This window comes from Moraxella sp. ZY210820 (assembly GCF_030674635.1).
Taxonomy (GTDB): Bacteria; Pseudomonadota; Gammaproteobacteria; order Pseudomonadales; family Moraxellaceae; genus Acinetobacter.
This window is the reverse complement of record NZ_CP089978.1, coordinates 542,540-558,466: the sequence shown is the minus strand read 5'-3', so window position 1 is coordinate 558,466 and position 15,927 is coordinate 542,540. Positions and strand designations below refer to the sequence as shown.

Annotated in this window: 14 protein-coding genes; 4 read left to right on the top strand and 10 right to left on the bottom strand. The window is 35.6% G+C overall.

The genetic code is table 11. The features are described from left to right. Positions 1 to 33 precede the first annotated feature (33 nt). Positions 34 to 1,023 carry a bifunctional riboflavin kinase/FAD synthetase gene (ribF, locus tag LU301_RS02770; protein ID WP_305272309.1) on the top strand — a complete coding sequence of 330 codons (990 nt, stop codon included), beginning with the start codon at positions 34 to 36 and terminating at the stop codon, positions 1,021 to 1,023. A gap of 323 nt (positions 1,024 to 1,346) precedes the next feature. On the opposite strand, the gene LU301_RS02765 is transcribed toward ribF, so the two are convergent. From LU301_RS02765 to LU301_RS02740, 6 genes are all read right to left on the bottom strand, one after another. Beyond that, positions 1,347 to 2,189 carry a hypothetical protein gene (locus LU301_RS02765; protein WP_305272307.1) on the bottom strand — a complete coding sequence of 281 codons (843 nt, stop codon included), beginning with the start codon at positions 2,187 to 2,189 and terminating at the stop codon, positions 1,347 to 1,349. A gap of 59 nt (positions 2,190 to 2,248) precedes the next feature. Continuing rightward, entirely contained in the window at positions 2,249 to 4,327 is a 2,079-nt protein-coding gene (glyS, locus tag LU301_RS02760) for a glycine--tRNA ligase subunit beta (protein ID WP_305272304.1), read from the bottom strand. Between the two features lie 175 nt (positions 4,328 to 4,502). Next, positions 4,503 to 6,188 (bottom strand): cation acetate symporter, encoded by a 1,686-nt coding sequence (locus LU301_RS02755; protein WP_305273926.1) that lies wholly within the window; start codon positions 6,186 to 6,188, stop codon positions 4,503 to 4,505. Between the two features lie 29 nt (positions 6,189 to 6,217). After that, positions 6,218 to 6,553, bottom strand: coding sequence for a DUF485 domain-containing protein (locus LU301_RS02750; RefSeq protein WP_305272301.1), 336 nt, complete (start codon positions 6,551 to 6,553; stop codon positions 6,218 to 6,220). Positions 6,554 to 6,777: 224 nt separating this feature from the next. Then, positions 6,778 to 7,302, bottom strand: coding sequence for a ribosome biogenesis factor YjgA (gene yjgA, locus LU301_RS02745; protein WP_305272299.1), 525 nt, complete (start codon positions 7,300 to 7,302; stop codon positions 6,778 to 6,780). Positions 7,303 to 7,348: 46 nt separating this feature from the next. Further along, complete coding sequence (locus tag LU301_RS02740) at positions 7,349 to 7,741, bottom strand: hypothetical protein (RefSeq protein WP_305272297.1); 393 nt, start codon at positions 7,739 to 7,741, stop codon at positions 7,349 to 7,351. 412 nt (positions 7,742 to 8,153) lie between these two features. Here LU301_RS02740 and LU301_RS02735 point away from each other — a divergent pair, with 412 nt between their 5' ends. The 3 genes from LU301_RS02735 to metG all read left to right on the top strand — a co-directional run bounded on the left by LU301_RS02735 (position 8,154) and on the right by metG (position 11,957). After that, positions 8,154 to 9,233, top strand: coding sequence for a zinc-dependent alcohol dehydrogenase family protein (locus tag LU301_RS02735; RefSeq protein ID WP_305272295.1), 1,080 nt, complete (start codon positions 8,154 to 8,156; stop codon positions 9,231 to 9,233). A gap of 146 nt (positions 9,234 to 9,379) precedes the next feature. After that, a complete protein-coding gene (locus tag LU301_RS02730) occupies positions 9,380 to 9,745 on the top strand; it encodes a hypothetical protein (RefSeq protein WP_305272293.1) in 366 nt (121 codons plus the stop codon). 166 nt (positions 9,746 to 9,911) lie between these two features. Continuing rightward, positions 9,912 to 11,957, top strand: a complete 2,046-nt coding sequence (gene metG / locus LU301_RS02725; RefSeq protein ID WP_370692217.1) for a methionine--tRNA ligase — start codon at positions 9,912 to 9,914, stop codon at positions 11,955 to 11,957. 99 nt (positions 11,958 to 12,056) lie between these two features. Here metG and mutM read toward each other — a convergent pair whose 3' ends face one another. The 4 genes from mutM to LU301_RS02705 form a co-directional block, all read right to left on the bottom strand. Then, positions 12,057 to 12,893, bottom strand: coding sequence for a bifunctional DNA-formamidopyrimidine glycosylase/DNA-(apurinic or apyrimidinic site) lyase (gene mutM, locus LU301_RS02720; RefSeq protein ID WP_305272291.1), 837 nt, complete (start codon positions 12,891 to 12,893; stop codon positions 12,057 to 12,059). Positions 12,894 to 12,962: 69 nt separating this feature from the next. Next, the gene (locus tag LU301_RS02715; protein ID WP_305272289.1) at positions 12,963 to 13,760 is read right to left on the bottom strand and encodes a tetratricopeptide repeat protein; all 798 of its coding nucleotides are present in this window, start codon (positions 13,758 to 13,760) and stop codon (positions 12,963 to 12,965) included. A gap of 228 nt (positions 13,761 to 13,988) precedes the next feature. Further along, entirely contained in the window at positions 13,989 to 14,150 is a 162-nt protein-coding gene (locus LU301_RS02710) for an oxidoreductase-like domain-containing protein (RefSeq protein ID WP_305272287.1), read from the bottom strand. Between the two features lie 277 nt (positions 14,151 to 14,427). After that, positions 14,428 to 15,879, bottom strand: a complete 1,452-nt coding sequence (locus LU301_RS02705) for an amino acid permease (protein ID WP_305272285.1) — start codon at positions 15,877 to 15,879, stop codon at positions 14,428 to 14,430. Positions 15,880 to 15,927: the final 48 nt, after the last annotated feature.

Genomic DNA, 15,927 nt, shown 5'->3' with positions numbered 1-15,927 from the left:
TATGATATTTCGCCATTACTTAATTTCACTATTATGCAACTCATTCGACTTCATGCTTGTACTTCTACCCTAAATACTTTACCACCGTTAGTGATGACCATTGGTAATTTTGATGGTGTACACTTAGGACATCAAGCACTTATTACACAATTAAAACAAACCGCTCAACAACAGCAATTAAAAAGTGCAATTATGTTGTTTGAACCACAACCTTTAGAATATTTTTTAGGACAGAATGCCCCACCACGCATTACATCTTTGCGTGAAAAAATCACTTATTTAAAAGATTTAGCAATTGATTATATTATTTTAGTCAAGTTTGATGACGCTTTTCGCCAACTTTCTGCAACCCAATTTGCACAACGTTTACAACAACTCAATGTATGCAGTTTAATTTTGGGCGATGATTTTCATTTTGGTAAAGACCGCCAAGCGGATAGTCAATTCTTACGTAATTTTGGTTTTAATGTTTTAAATTTAGCAACTGTTACACTTTCTAATGAACGTGTGAGTTCAACACGCATTCGTCAAGTATTAGCCGATGGTAATTTTGCCTTGGCGAGTAAATTATTAGGGCGACCATATAAAATTTTAGGGCGTGTAGTTCATGGTGATAAAATTGGACGTACACTGGATTTTCCAACAGCAAATATTGCCCTTAAACGTTTAAAGCCGTGCTTACATGGTATTTATGCGGTTGATGTTAAATTACTCAATGGTTCATTTACACAATTATTAGCACAACAACCAAGCGAGAAACAAGGCTTGCAAGGCACTCAAGCGAATACATTATTTGGTGCGGCTCATGTCGGAACACGCCCTGCGATTAAGCAAAACCAACTGGAATGGCGTTTAGAAGTACATTTTCCACAATTTTCGGCTGATGTTTATGGGAGATTGATGGAAGTTACTTTTTTACATTATTTGCACGGCGAAAAAAATTATGTTTCTTTAGATGAATTAAAACAAGGTATTCAACAAGATATTGTGGATTTATGTGAGTGGCGGAATAAACAGACTTAAACTCAAAATTTGCTATTGAGATAAAAAGTAATTAAAATCTCTCTAACTCACTTTGATTGGAGATAAAATGATGATATTAAAAATCATTACAATCATTCTTGTTATATTATTTTTGGCATTAGGTTGTTATATAATTTATCAATGCGGTAATGCTGATGATTATGTTGATAGGTTTTAAAAATGGCGAGTAAGGTGCGTATTACGCACCCTACTTAACTATTCAAAAATTTCATACTAGATTTCATCATCTAATGAGCTTGAGTATAGCATACTTTGATTTCGCTGCAAGTGGCATACACAAATTTATGGTATATTTACCCACCCTAAAACCAAGATTTCAATTTCAACCAAATTGATTTATTACCCATTCTTTCTTGATAATCTAAATATACAGCATCAATACACAAGCGTAAAAACTCAAGCGAACGTTCCGAAACCACAGCGTGTTTTGATTGCGGTTTATCAACAATTTTAAAATCAAAGACAGCTGGTTTTACATACTTTTTATATTCATTCCATATCACGCCTTTCGGATCCAATTGTAAAAACGCATTACTCATATCCATATCATTATAAGCAATCCAGTCTTGATATAACTCGCTATCTTGCCAAAATCGTGCTGGCAATACTGTCGCTATACCTTGACAATTATCGCTAATTAAAATTGGAAAATACCCCAAAGATAAAACACCATTCGGTAAATGTGGACGCCAAATAAACATTGTCGTTGTAACTAAGTCTTTATCGGTCAAAACTTTTGGAACATTATTAAATAGCTGTGTATTTTCATTCGTAAGATGTTCTGCATATTTTCTTAATTCGGGGTCATCTGGCGTGGTATGTTTTAATTGAAATAATTTATGTGCAATTTCAGCTAATTCATCAATACTACTTTCCCCTTTCACATCATATACGATTTCAGCAGGACAAGAATTTGGATTATCATCAGAAAATAGCATTCTATTTGCTTGAATAATATGAGCCATTACTACTCTACCACCTTTATAAAGATGAGCAAGTTGATTAATTTGTTTCAAATATGCTGAATATTGTTCTTCCTGCATCCAACCTGGTGGAATAATCTGTAAATAGGATAAATCCTGTTTTGATAATTGAGCAATAGAATTTTCTAAATTCATTTGAGCAGTTTTAATATCTAAATACATTTTTCTCTCCCAAATAAAAATATTCCCTTGATTAAACAAGGGAATATTTTGTCATATGATTAGTCTTGCAACACACTAATATCCGCCACCAATAAAAATAAATGACGCACTTGATTTAATAAAGCAAGGCGATTATTTTTTAGGGCTTCATCATCAGCATTCACCATTACATTATCAAAGAACTGGGTTAATGGTTCTGCCAAAGCCGTTAAGTTTTGTAAAATCGCTTGATAATCAGCATTGGCTTGCAATGGTACAACTTCATTTTTAGCGGTTTGAATTGCAGTAAATAACTGTTTTTCATCATTTTCTTGCAATAAACTTTCATTCACAGTATCTGCAATTTTGGTATCTGCTTTTGCTAAAATATTTGCCACTCGTTTGTTATTTTGTGCCAAAGTTTTCGCCTCTGGTAAGGTACGGAATGCTTGTACAGCATTGATTCTACGGTCAAAATCCAAAGGTGATTTTGGAGACAAAGCTTGTACCGCTTGAATCACATCCACCGCTACATTTTGGTCTTCGTACTTGGCACGATAACGCCCTTCTAAAAATGCCAACGCATCAGTACGGGTTTTGGCGTGGTCTTTAATCACATCACCATAAGCATTTAATGAGCTGTCAATCAGACTTTCAAGCGTGACATCTAACCCATTTTCAATAATTAAACGCAAAATACCAATCGCTGAACGGCGTAAGGCAAATGGGTCTTTTGAACCTGTTGGAGCTTGCCCAATGCCAAAAATCCCCACCAAAGTGTCCAAGCGGTCAGCCAAAGCCAATGTTGTCCCTGTTTTCGTACTTGGCAATTTATCGCCTGCGAATTTAGGCAAATATTGTTCGCCTAATGCCAATGCCACTTCTTCATTTTCACCTTCCAAGCGAGCATAATAAGTCCCTGCAATGCCTTGTAATTCTGGAAATTCACCCACTAATTCTGAGGTTAAATCACATTTACATAATAAGGCGGCTTTTGCGACATCATTTGCATTTGCTCCTGTGATTGGTGCTAAAACTGCACCAATTTTAGCCATTCGTTCTACTTTTTGCCAAATTGTACCTAATTCTGCTTGGAAAATACGATTTTGCAATTTTTCCTTACGGCTGGCAAGAGGCTCTCTTTGGTCTTGTAGATAGAAAAATTCTGCATCTGACAAGCGTGGACGCACCACTTTTTCGTTACCTTCGATGACTTGACTTGGGTCTTTAGACTTGATATTGCTAATAAAAATAAAATATGGCTGTAATTTACCTGCGTTATCCACCAAACAAAAATATTTTTGATTATCCTGCATTGTGCTAATCAAGGCTTCTTGTGGCACGGCTAAAAATCGTTCTTCAAAACTGGCACGCAAGGCAACAGGCAACTCCACCAATGCGGTTACTTCGTCCAATAAATCATCAGGTACGATTGCTACTGCACCCACTTCATCGGCTAAGGCTTTGGTTTGTTTGATAATGTCATCACGGCGTGCATCAAAATCGGCAATCACACTGGCATTTCTAAGCGTGTCTAAATACTCATCAGCGTGGGCAATATCAATCGCTTTTGGTGCGTGAAAACGATGCCCAAAAGATTGCCGACCCGTTTTAAATGCCTGAATGGTTGCATCAATAATTTCATTATCTTTTAATAACACCACCCATTGTACAGGACGCACAAATTCACTGCGACTGTCGGCTGAACGCATTCTTTTGGCAATTGGCAATTTATCCAACGCATCTTGTAAAATATTGGGCAATAATTCATCAATATTTTTCCCTTGAATGTCTCTAATATAGCAGACTTTTTCAACTTTACCTGCCATAAAAGTGCTTAATTGCTCTTTTTCTATGCCTTGCCCACGCATAAACCCTTCAAGTGCTTTGGTTGGTGTACCATCTTCATTATAAGCTGCTTGCAATGCAGGACCATCAAAGCGTTTTTGATTATCGGCTTGTTTGGCATCTAAACCTTGAATAGACAATGCCAATCTACGAGGGCTTGCATAAGCATAAATTGCTTGAAAATTTAATCCTGCTTGTGTTAAACCTTGCTCAACTTCGCTTTTGAGGGCATCTCGTAAGGTTTTTAGACTTTTTGGTGGCAGTTCTTCACTACCAAGTTCAAATAAAATGTTGTGTTTTTGGGCTGACATAGCACGCTATCCTAATGTAAATTTGTTAAAAAATTAAGATATTATAACAAAAATTTTGATGATTAGAAAATTGATAATTATGTATATTTATTATTCAATAATGCATTTGACTATAGGATTTATAAAAAACAAAAGCCCCATTATTGGAGCTTTCGTTTTGAGTTTGTTACTGAGATTAGTGGTCAGATGCTTCTGAGATACCAATACCAGTCATAGAACGTACAAACTGTGCGTCATATGCTTTTTTCTCTGCTTCAGCACGTGCTGATTTATCAGTGATTGAGAAAATCCAGCAGCAGATGAATGCAATAGCCATTGAGAAAATCGCTGGATTACCCATTGCAATAATAGGGTCTGTACCTAATTTTAATGTATCTACCCATACTGCTTTAGTTAAGGCAATCAACACAACTGCACTAATTAATCCTGCATAACCACCGATTACTGCACCACGAGTCGTTAAACCTTTCCAGAACATTGATAATACTAATACTGGGAAGTTTGCAGATGCTGCTACAGCGAATGCCAAGCCTACCATGAATGCAACGTTTTGCTTCTCAAAGATAATCCCTAAGATCATTGCTAAGATTGCTAACGCTAAAGTCGCACGTTTCGTTACTTTCATTTCAGATTCTGGCGTTGTTTTGCCCTTGCAATATACGTTTGCGTATAAGTCGTGAGAAATCGCACCTGCACCTGATAATGTTAAACCAGCTACTACCGCTAAGATAGTTGCGAATGCTACCGCAGAAATAAAGCCTAAGAATAAGTTACCACCAACTGCATGACTTAAGTGGATTGCAGCCATGTTACCACCACCAATCAGAGCTAACTGACCAGTTGCTGCCATTTTTGCAACATCTAAGTATTGTGGGTTGTTTGCAACTAAAAGAATTGCACCAAAACCAATGATAAAGGTTAATAAATAGAAGTAACCAATAAAGCCTGTTGCAACTACAACTGATTTACGAGCTTCTTTTGCATCACGCACTGTAAAGAAACGCATCAAAATATGTGGTAAACCTGCAGTACCAAACATCAAGGCTAAGCCTAATGAAATCGCATCAAGTGGCGTTTTAACCAAACTTGTTGGACCCATGATTTTACTAGCTTCTTCAAGTGTTTTGTTATTGACCTGAGCATACATTTCAATTGCACGGCTAAACATTTCAGAGAAACTGAAACCTACATGGTGCATAACCATAAATGCCATGAATGAAGCACCAGATAATAGCATAACCGCTTTAATGATTTGTACCCAAGTGGTTGCTAACATACCACCGAACATTACATATGCCATCATCAATAAGCCAACAGCAACAACTGCAATTTCATACGGTAAACCAAACAACAACTTAATCAACTGACCTGCACCTACCATCTGAGCGATTAAGTAGAATGCTACAACAACCAATGAGCTAAATGCTGCCATTTTACGAACTGGTTTTTCATCTAAACGGAATGAAACTACATCAGAGAAGTTGTATTTACCTAAGTTACGTAAACGTTCCGCAACTAAGAAAAGTACAATAGGCCAACCCACCATAAAACCAAGTGAGTAGAGTAAACCATCATAACCTGATGTGAATACCATTGCTGAAATACCTAAGAATGACGCTGCTGACATAAAGTCCCCTGCAATCGCCAAACCATTTTGGAATCCAGAAATACCACCACCACCAGTATAGAAGTCATCTGCTGATTGTGTTTTCTTTGCTGCCCATTTGGTAATAAATAATGTCGCACCTACGAAGATAGCGAACATAATAATCGCTGTCCAGTTAGTTGCTTGCTTTTCAGCTTGCCCTTCTAATGCAGCTGCCATTACTGGACTGCTTAACAACATCGTTAAGCCAGCCATTAAGGTTGCCTTCATTGTTGAAATATTCATTACAATGAACCTCCCTTATTGTGGGTAATCGCTTCCACTTCGTCCATTGCTTCTTTATTCAGTACATCGAATGAATTATTAGCAATAGTTGAATATACGCCACACAATACAAATGAAATAACAATCACACCAATACCAAGTGGAATACCCCAAGTAATCACACCGCCGCTAATTGATGTACGCAAAAACTCTGGATTGTATGCAACCAACAAAGTAAAACCAATGTAAATAAACAACATTAAAGCTGCTAAGCTCCAACTTAAATTACGCTTTTTAGCAACCAATGCTTTAAATTTTGGATTTTGTAGAATTCTTTCTACTTGAACCTCATCCATAATTAGCTCCTTTAAAACAGCCTAAAATTAAAACACCTAAAGAAGGTGGGTTTGTTTAGTATTGATTATCCATATTATTTTAGTCAAGTAACTTATACTTTAGTCTTGATTTCCCATAAAAAGTGATTATTTTCTCATTATTTTTATTCTTTTGCATAAAAAAAAAGCAGTTATTTTCAATTTTTCCTACTTTTCTTTTATGCAACTTATTTTTTCTTACCACATCAGTCTGATAATAAAACAACTTGCTGAATATAATTTAACAATTTTTGCATTGATGACTCAACTTGTTGTGGGTTCTGCTGTTTATCACGCACAATGCGTAATACATGCTGACGTAAAGTATGACGTTCACAAGCATTATATTCTTTACTAAATTCATGAATGGCACTATCGCCCTGTTCAATCATACGCTCAACCCAGCGTTGTAGTTGTGCCAATTTTTTAGGGCTTTGTTTCGGTGTTAAATAACTCAATATTACACTTTCATCTTCATTACGTAATAATTTACCAATACGCTGAAATTGACGGCGACGTGCTTCAAATGAACTAATCGCTTGTACATCAAGCAAAGCATCGATTAAACGTTCATCTACAGGGAGTTGTTGAATTTGCTCTTTATTGAGTTCAGCTAATTGTGCACCAATTGCAGATAAACGTTGTACAGCTTTTTTTTGTTCAGTTTTACTAGCACGACCTTCTAAAGATTCAAAATCATCTTCATTGTAACGAGTAGGACGACGTGCCATAGTATTCTCCAAAATAAGTGAATACTATATTATCTCAATAAAATGCTTAACACGCAATTGCATATTGACGTTCAAAAATCGACTCAACTTGCTCAAATGGCAAACACCGTGCCAAATGAGATACAGCACGTGCATAAGCATTGATTTCTTGTTCTAAAATTTGCAAAAATATCTCATAATCTTGCTCAAAATGTGGCAAATCACGTAAATCCACACGTGCAATACAATTATGCTGTCCAATAAAATCTAACATCAACTTTTGAATCTGACGATTGGTATAAAAAATCAAATAAGTAGCAGCCGAGCCACAATGTAAACACCCTTGCTCTAAATAAACTTCTTCATTATTCAACCAACAGCATTGTAAAGTAAAAAAGGCACGAATAGCTTCACTCGCTTGTGTAGGTTGCTGAATATTAGCGACTTGCTTGATAGACATTATCGTCTCCTTCATAAAGAATTAATAACAATCATTATCATTTATAATATAATAAACAATAATTATTTTCAATATTATTTATCGATAGTTTGATTTATTTTTGAGCATAAAATACTATATCTAGTGTTTTAATAATAAAAATAACACAATTTATAGGATAATAAATATTATCTCACTCACAAATATCTTATTTAGAATCGATATTATTATGTATAATGACCCAATTACTATCATGCTCTATCATTTTTCATGATATAAGAATAGTCATTATTCATTGTATTTATCAAACATTACAATATAATTATGTTATAACATAATGATTTAAAATAAAAAATTTATCAATAACACTTTACAAATACTCGCATTTGGTTTATTTTTAATCTGTACTATCCAAATGATGAGGAATTTTATCATGACTACAATGAAAGCAATGACGTATTATGGTGAAAATGATATTCGTTTTGAAGATCGCCCAAAACCCACTATCATTGACCCAACCGATGCTATTATTCGTATGACAAAAACCACAATTTGTGGTACAGACTTAGGGATTTGGAAAGGTAAAAACCCTGAAATTGAAGCAACCGCTCGTGAAAAAACAGGCGAATGGAATGGTCGTATTTTAGGACATGAAGGGATTGGTATCGTTGAAGAAGTGGGTTCTGCAGTTAAAAACTTCAAAAAAGGCGATAAAGTGATTATTTCATGTGTCAGTCGTTGTGGTTCATGTGAAAACTGTCAAAAACAACTGTATTCACACTGCCGCCAAAATGGTGGTTGGATTATGGGTTATATGATTGATGGCACACAAGCTGAATATGTTCGTACGCCATTTGCAGATAACTCATTGTACATTTTACCCGATCATTTAAATACTGATGTCGCTGTCTTCTTATCCGATGCTTTACCCACTGGACATGAAATCGGTGTTCAATATGGCGATGTAAAACCAGGTGATACAATTGCAATTGTCGGTGCGGGTCCTGTTGGTATGGGCTGTCTATTAACAGGTCAGTTATATTCTCCATCAACCATTATCGTAATTGATATGGACGAAAACCGCCTAAAAATGGCAAAAGAAATGGGAGCAACACACACTATTAATCCAAATACAGAAAATGTTGTGGCTAAAGTACTTGAAATTACTGGTGGTCGTGGCGTAGATTGTGCAATGGAAGCCGTAGGCTATCCACAAACTTGGGATATTTGCCAAAAAATCGTCAAAGAAGGTGGTAACATCGCTAACGTGGGTGTACACGGTCAGCCCGTCAGTTTTGAGCTTAACAAATTGTGGATTAAAAACTTAAAAATTACCACAGGTTTAGTTAATGCCAATACAACTGGTATGCTATTAAAAGCGTGTGAATGCAGTAAATTACCAATGGAAAAATTGGCAACACATCATTTCAAATTTAGTGAAATTGAAAAAGCCTATGATGTATTCAAACACGCTGCTGAAACTAAAGCAATGAAAGTCATCATTGAATATTAATCTAAACAACTTTTATCTCTTAAAACCGTTCATTTTTTATCAAATGAACGGTTTGTATCAATTCTTCACAATTTATTATCCGTTCTAGCACAATTCAACTGTATGATATGTTATCATCATATCATCTTATTTAAAAAGTGATGATGATGAAAAAAATTATTCTTATTTCATGTTTTAGTGCTTTAATCATGGCTTGTCAGACTCAACCTATTGACGGAAAAAAAGATAAATATGGTTGCTTAACTAGTGCCGATTTTACATGGTCGAAACTTAGACAACAATGTGTGCGTGTCGCCAATATTGCTGATATTCAACTAAGCGAAACCATTAAAGGCGTAACTTATAATATTGATGTGATTTTATCTGAAGATAGACAGCAAGCCGAAATTTTTGCCGTAAGTGTGCCTAAAAACACGATTTTACAAGCGGTTAAAGGCGGTTATATTTCTGATGATAATAAAATCCGTCTAATGAATACCAGCAAAGGTTGGAAATTACTCTCTAAGCCTTAATCAGCCAAGCATCAATCAAAATAGCTCTATTTAATATAGGGCTATTTTTATGCTCAATGATAGAACAATGATTTCTATGAAATATCCACCCAACCGCTACACAAGCTATTAAAAATTAGGTACAATTAAAGTTTGTCCAATAATTATCAAATTTAGAGTGTTATTCATGTCCAAACGTCAAATTTTAGTTACCAATGCCCTACCGTATGCCAATGGTCCAATCCACATGGGACATTTACTTGGTTATATTCAAGCCGATATTTGGGTGCGTGCAATGCGTTCAATGGGACATGATGTGATTTATGTCTGTGCTGATGATGCACACGGCACGGCGATTATGTTGCGTGCAGAAGCAAATGGCATTAGCCCAGAACAACAAATTGCCAATGTACAACAAGAACATGAACGTGATTTTGCTGGTTTTATGGTAGATTTTGACCATTATGACTCAACCAATAGTGAGACTAACCGTAAACGTTCTGAAGAAATTTATCTCAAAAATCACCAAGCAGGTCATATTAGCATTCGTCCTGTAACACAATTATTTGACCCTGAAAAACAAATGTTTTTATCAGACCGCTTTATTAAAGGCACTTGCCCTAAATGTAAAGCTGATGACCAATATGGCGATAGTTGTGAAGTGTGTGGCACTACTTATAATGCGACAGAACTGATTAATCCACGCTCAACTTTAAGCGGTGCAACACCTATCGAAAAAGATTCAGACCATTATTTCTTTAATTTACCGAATTTTAGTGAATATTTACAAGGTTGGACACGAGATAAAGGTCGTTTGCCTGTTTCGATTGCCAATAAGCTCGATGAATGGTTTGAAGCAGGTTTGAATGATTGGGATATTAGCCGAGATGCCCCTTATTTTGGTTTTGAAATTCCAAATGCACCGAATAAATATTTTTATGTTTGGGTTGATGCACCGATTGGCTATATGGCGAGTTTTGAAAATTACATCAAAGCAAAACGCCCTGAATTAAATTTTGATGATTATTGGAAACTAGATTCAGATAAAGAAGTTTATCATTTTATTGGTAAAGATATTGTCTATTTCCATGCTTTATTTTGGCCTGCGATGTTACATGGAGCAAATTATCGTACACCAACCTCATTGTTTGTAAATGGTTTCTTGACGGTTAATGGAGAAAAAATGTCTAAATCTCGTGGGACATTTATCAAAGCAGAAACCTATTTACAGCATTTAAATCCTGAATATTTACGTTATTATTTTGCTTCACGTTTATCGGATAAAGTAGAAGACGCTGATTTAAATTTAGATGATTTTGTTCAAAAAGTGAATTCTGATTTAGTCGGTAAAGTGGTCAATATTGCTAGCCGTTGTGCTAAATTTATCAATACCCAATTTGATAATAAATTATCTACAAACTGTAGTGAACCTGATTTAATTCAAGAATTTATCACAGCAGGTGATAGTATTATCCAACATTATGAACACCGTGAATTTAGCACTGCGATTCGTGAAATTATGGCATTGGCGGATAAAGCTAATCAATATATTGATGAGAAAAAGCCTTGGTCTTTGGCAAAAGAAAATCCAAATAGTGCAGAAGTACAACAAATCTGTTCTGTCGGTTTAAATTTATTCCGTCAATTAGTGATTTTATTATCGCCAGTCTTGCCAAAATTAGCCAAAGAAGTACAAGCTTTCTTTAAATTAGAACAGTTTGATTTTGCTTCACGCACACAAATCTTACTTGACCATGAAATTGCAACATTCCAACCTTTAATGCAACGTGTTGATAAAAAAGCAGTTGATGCTATGATTGAAGATTCAAAAGAAAGCCTACAATCAACTGAGCAAAAAGCAAAACCATCTACAGCAAAAGCAGTGGAGCAAACTGTTAAGACTGACGATTTTATCTCTATTGATGATTTTGCTAAGGTAGAAATGAAAGTGGCTAAAGTGCTTGAATGTAATAAAGTTGAAGGAGCTGATAAATTATTGCAATTTACACTTGATGTAGGCGAAGAAAAAACCAGAAATGTATTTAGTGGAATTGCTAAGTTTTATAGCCCTGAAGAATTACAAGGCAAAACGGTAATTTGCGTAACCAATCTTGCCCCACGCAAAATGAAGTTTGGTTTATCGGAAGGTATGATTTTATCTGCGGAGAAAGATGGGCAATTAACCGTTATCCTACTTGATGATAATATTCCTGCTGGTGCAAAACTCGCATAAATTATCAAACCAAAAGTAAGTAAGGTGCGTAATACGCACCCTACTTAATCTTTATATTTCAATAAGTTATACAACTATATTCAGCCAAACTCACGCTATTTAACGTTTCAACGGCTGACATTCTGGACAAAACACACTCGAACGCTGTGCAATTTTGACATTTTCCAACGTAGTTTCACAATTGACACACATCTCGCCTGCTCGCCCATAGGCTAATAAAGTTTGCTGAAAATAACCATTTTCGCCCATCGCATTGGCATAATCTCGTAATGTTGTACCACCAAGATGAATAGCATTGGCTAAAATACGTTTAATTTCAATCACTAAACGCTCTAATTGTACTTTGGTCAAAGTTTTTGCAGGCTGTAAAGGGTGAATGCCAACATTAAACAGACTTTCTGTTGCATAAATATTACCCACTCCAACCACAATATGCGAGTCCATAATCGCTGATTTAATCGCTACACTTTTATTTTTAAATTTATCCATCAAATAATCGGCAGTAAAATCATCACTTAACGGCTCTACACCCAACACATCAAGCAGTTTTTGCGATTGCTCATCTAACCAAATCATACAACCAAAACGGCGTGGGTCATGATAACGTAATTCCACCACTTCCCCATCATTTAATTGGAATTTTAATATTACATGGTCATGTTTACGCAAAGCTTTTTCACAAGGACTAATACTAAAACTACCCGACATTCCCAAATGCCAAAGCATTGTTTTTACATTATTTTTATATTTAAACGTTGCAATAATATATTTAGAACGGCGAATAAGTTGCGTTAAAACATAGCCTTTTAACTCTGCTAAATCATCAGGCACACGCCAACGCAAACTCGGCTGATGAACTGTAACATCCATCACTTGTGCATCTAATAATGGCTCTAAACTAGCTTTGGTGGTTTCAACTTCGGGTAATTCTGGCATAACATAGTCTCAATGTTGGCGTATATAACCATAGAAATGGCAATATAGCATTTCTATGGTTTTTTAATTTTATTTTGCTTTTGTTGGTTTTGCTTTCGGTGCTTCTGCTGGCACTTGAGTGAGGGCTTGTTCTACTTGGGCTAAACGTTCTTTCGCTGTCGGTACATTATTTTCTGCTAAAATCGTATAAAGATTTTTTGCTAATGCTAAGTTTTGTGGTAAAACTTCACCTGTTGCTGACATATTTGCCACCGCCATCATCGATGGAATATAGCCTTGTTTCGTCAATGTTTCTAGGCTTTTAATCCCTGTCATAATTGAACTTTCATTTACCGTTTTAACACCATTGACAATATGATAAACCGCCAATAAATGTTGTGCTGATTGGTTATTTTGTTCTGCCAATGGCTTTAATAATTCAACTCCTTTTTTATCACTTTCAGTCGTACCCTGTGCAAAATATTGATTTGCCAATTCAACAGTTGCATCTGTCCAACCTAATTTTGACGCTTTTTCTAAGTGTTTACGAGCTTGTATACTATCTGCTTTTACACCTAAATCGCCATCAGTGTAAATTTCAAACAACACCATTTCTGCACGAGCATAATTTTTATCAGCTGCTTGTTTAAATAATTTTAATGCTTTTTTTGAATCTTGTTTGGTGCCTTGCCCAAAACGTGTCATTTGCCCTAAATTAAATATTGCTTGAGCATCACCTGTTTTAGCAATACGCTCAAACTCTTTAAACGCATTCGTAAAATCTTGTGCCGTATAAAACTGTTCTGCTTTTGCATAAATATTGGTATCATTTGCATAAGCAAAGTTTGCGGTTACAGCCAATAGACCAGTCATTAATAATTTTTTCATGAAATACTCTCATCAATATATGGTAAATTAACCCCAAAACACCGCAAGCCGTAAGGTGCGTACAACGCACCATTTGAGACTTTATCCCTTTACTGGTGCGTGATACGCACCCTACGCAAGTTTTATGTTATGGTGTATTTTGAGAAGTTTATTTAGTGTAAAATCTTATTTTAACAAAAAATCAGCCATATCATTGTAATAATATATGTACAATCATTAAGCTGATTTTTAGGATTCAGCCTGTTTTGCTAAACGTTGTTGTTGTTCATCATAAGCCTGCTTTTCACGGCGATAAATCTCATATACGCAATAATCGCCACATTCACTACCACAACATTCCCAGTCTTCGGGCGGCGTAGGTTCAGGTAAAAGTTCTTTGGGTTCACTCATAACGATATTCAATAGATAAATAATTATATTTTACTTTAAAACATGATTTATGCAAATTAGATTTTATAATCGATTTATATCAGAATAATACAACAAATGTAGGGGTTTATCACATAAACCCTTTCTTAAATCAATAACTTGGGCGTATATGATACGCCCCTACTGTTCTATTATGAATGGAAATTATTACATCATCAATCATAATAAAACACTCTACAGTTTTGTTGTGAGCTGTAGAGTGTTTGATAAATGAGCTATAAATGATTAAAAACTAAGCTTAATCGCTATCTGCTTTAACATTCATTTGGTCATATGGAATCAATTTAGTTTTATATTTCCATTTATAACCAAGCCATAATGCTAAAAATAATGGAATAGTAATATAAGTCGCCAATAATCCCATCCAATCAATTTTATCGCCAAGCAAGGCTTCATAATTTTGCCCAAGCATCACAATGGCACATAAAATAAACGCAAACCATGGTGCATACGGGAAAAATTTGGCACGATAACTTAAATCTTCCAGTTTATAACCTTGTGCAAGATAACCTTTACGGAAACGATAATGACAAATTGCAATCCCCAACCATGTGATAAAACCACACATCCCTGACATATTTAACAACCAATTAAAAACCGCTTGCTCGCCAATAAATGTTGTTAAAAAACATAATGATGCTACAGCAGTCGTTGCCAATAATGCATTCATTGGCACACCACGTTTATTGAGTTTAGCCAACGCTTTTGGTGCTCGCCCTTCTTTTGCCATATCATATAAAATACGGGTTGATGAATATAAACCAGAATTTCCTGCCGATAAAATCGCAGTTAAAATCACCGCATTCATTACCCCTGCAGCAAAGGCAAAACCTGCTTTTTCAAAAATCAAGGTAAATGGCGATAATGCAATATTTTCTGTTTCTTTCGCATTCAGTAAATTAGGGTCAGTATAAACTATCAATGTACCGATAATAAAAATACACAAAATATAAAATAGTAAAATTCGCCAAAAGACCTGTTTAATTGCCAATGGAATCGTCTTTTTCGGGTCTTTTGACTCTCCAGCCGCTACACCAACCATTTCTGTGCCTTGAAATGAAAAACCAGCAATCATCGCCACACCAATCATGGCTTGAATACCACCTGTAAATGGTGCTTCTTGATGTGTCCAATTTGCTAAGACTGATTGATTTGGGTCTAGCATGATTTTAGCAATCATCGCAATACCTACAACAATAAAGGCAATAATCGCTAACACTTTTACCAAAGAGAATAAAAATTCACCCTCACCAAAACCTTTGACTGATAAAGCATTAATCGCAAAAATAATGCTTAAAAAGATAACACTCCAATAAAATCCGGGAATATCTGGAAACCAAAATTTCATAATCATGTGAACGGCAACTAGCTCAAATGCTACCGTTACCGCCCAGTTATACCAGAAATTCCAACCTAAGGCGAAACCAAAACTTTCATCAACATAACGATTACCATAAGTAAAAAATGCTCCAGATGTTGGATTATGTGTTGCCAATTCACCTAAACTAGTCATTAAGAAATAAATCATCACACTGATGATAGCATAAGCGAGCAATGCTCCACCCGGTCCTGCACTGGCAATAGTCGCCCCTGATGCTAAAAATAATCCTGTACCAATCGAACCACCGATGGCAATCATATTTAAATGCCGAGCACCTAATTTTCGCTGTAATTGTTGTGTTTCACTCATAATTTTACTCTATCATTTTGATGGTGCGATTATAGCATTATTTATTAG

Excerpts from the sequence above, each read along its gene's own strand:
- LU301_RS02755 (WP_305273926.1), bottom strand. The coding sequence starts at position 6,188 with ATGGCTGGCTTAACGATGTTGTTAAGCAGTCCAGTAATGGCAGCTGCA.
- LU301_RS02750 (WP_305272301.1), bottom strand. The coding sequence starts at position 6,553 with ATGGATGAGGTTCAAGTAGAAAGAATTCTACAAAATCCAAAATTTAAA.
- mutM (WP_305272291.1), bottom strand. The coding sequence starts at position 12,893 with ATGCCAGAATTACCCGAAGTTGAAACCACCAAAGCTAGTTTAGAGCCA.
- LU301_RS02740 (WP_305272297.1), bottom strand. The coding sequence starts at position 7,741 with ATGTCTATCAAGCAAGTCGCTAATATTCAGCAACCTACACAAGCGAGT.
- LU301_RS02705 (WP_305272285.1), bottom strand. The coding sequence starts at position 15,879 with ATGAGTGAAACACAACAATTACAGCGAAAATTAGGTGCTCGGCATTTA.
- glyS (WP_305272304.1), bottom strand. The coding sequence starts at position 4,327 with ATGTCAGCCCAAAAACACAACATTTTATTTGAACTTGGTAGTGAAGAA.
- LU301_RS02730 (WP_305272293.1), top strand. The coding sequence starts at position 9,380 with ATGAAAAAAATTATTCTTATTTCATGTTTTAGTGCTTTAATCATGGCT.
- LU301_RS02765 (WP_305272307.1), bottom strand. The coding sequence starts at position 2,189 with ATGTATTTAGATATTAAAACTGCTCAAATGAATTTAGAAAATTCTATT.
- LU301_RS02710 (WP_305272287.1), bottom strand. The coding sequence starts at position 14,150 with ATGAGTGAACCCAAAGAACTTTTACCTGAACCTACGCCGCCCGAAGAC.
- LU301_RS02715 (WP_305272289.1), bottom strand. The coding sequence starts at position 13,760 with ATGAAAAAATTATTAATGACTGGTCTATTGGCTGTAACCGCAAACTTT.
- yjgA (WP_305272299.1), bottom strand. The coding sequence starts at position 7,302 with ATGGCACGTCGTCCTACTCGTTACAATGAAGATGATTTTGAATCTTTA.
- LU301_RS02735 (WP_305272295.1), top strand. The coding sequence starts at position 8,154 with ATGACTACAATGAAAGCAATGACGTATTATGGTGAAAATGATATTCGT.
- metG (WP_370692217.1), top strand. The coding sequence starts at position 9,912 with ATGTCCAAACGTCAAATTTTAGTTACCAATGCCCTACCGTATGCCAAT.
- ribF (WP_305272309.1), top strand. The coding sequence starts at position 34 with ATGCAACTCATTCGACTTCATGCTTGTACTTCTACCCTAAATACTTTA.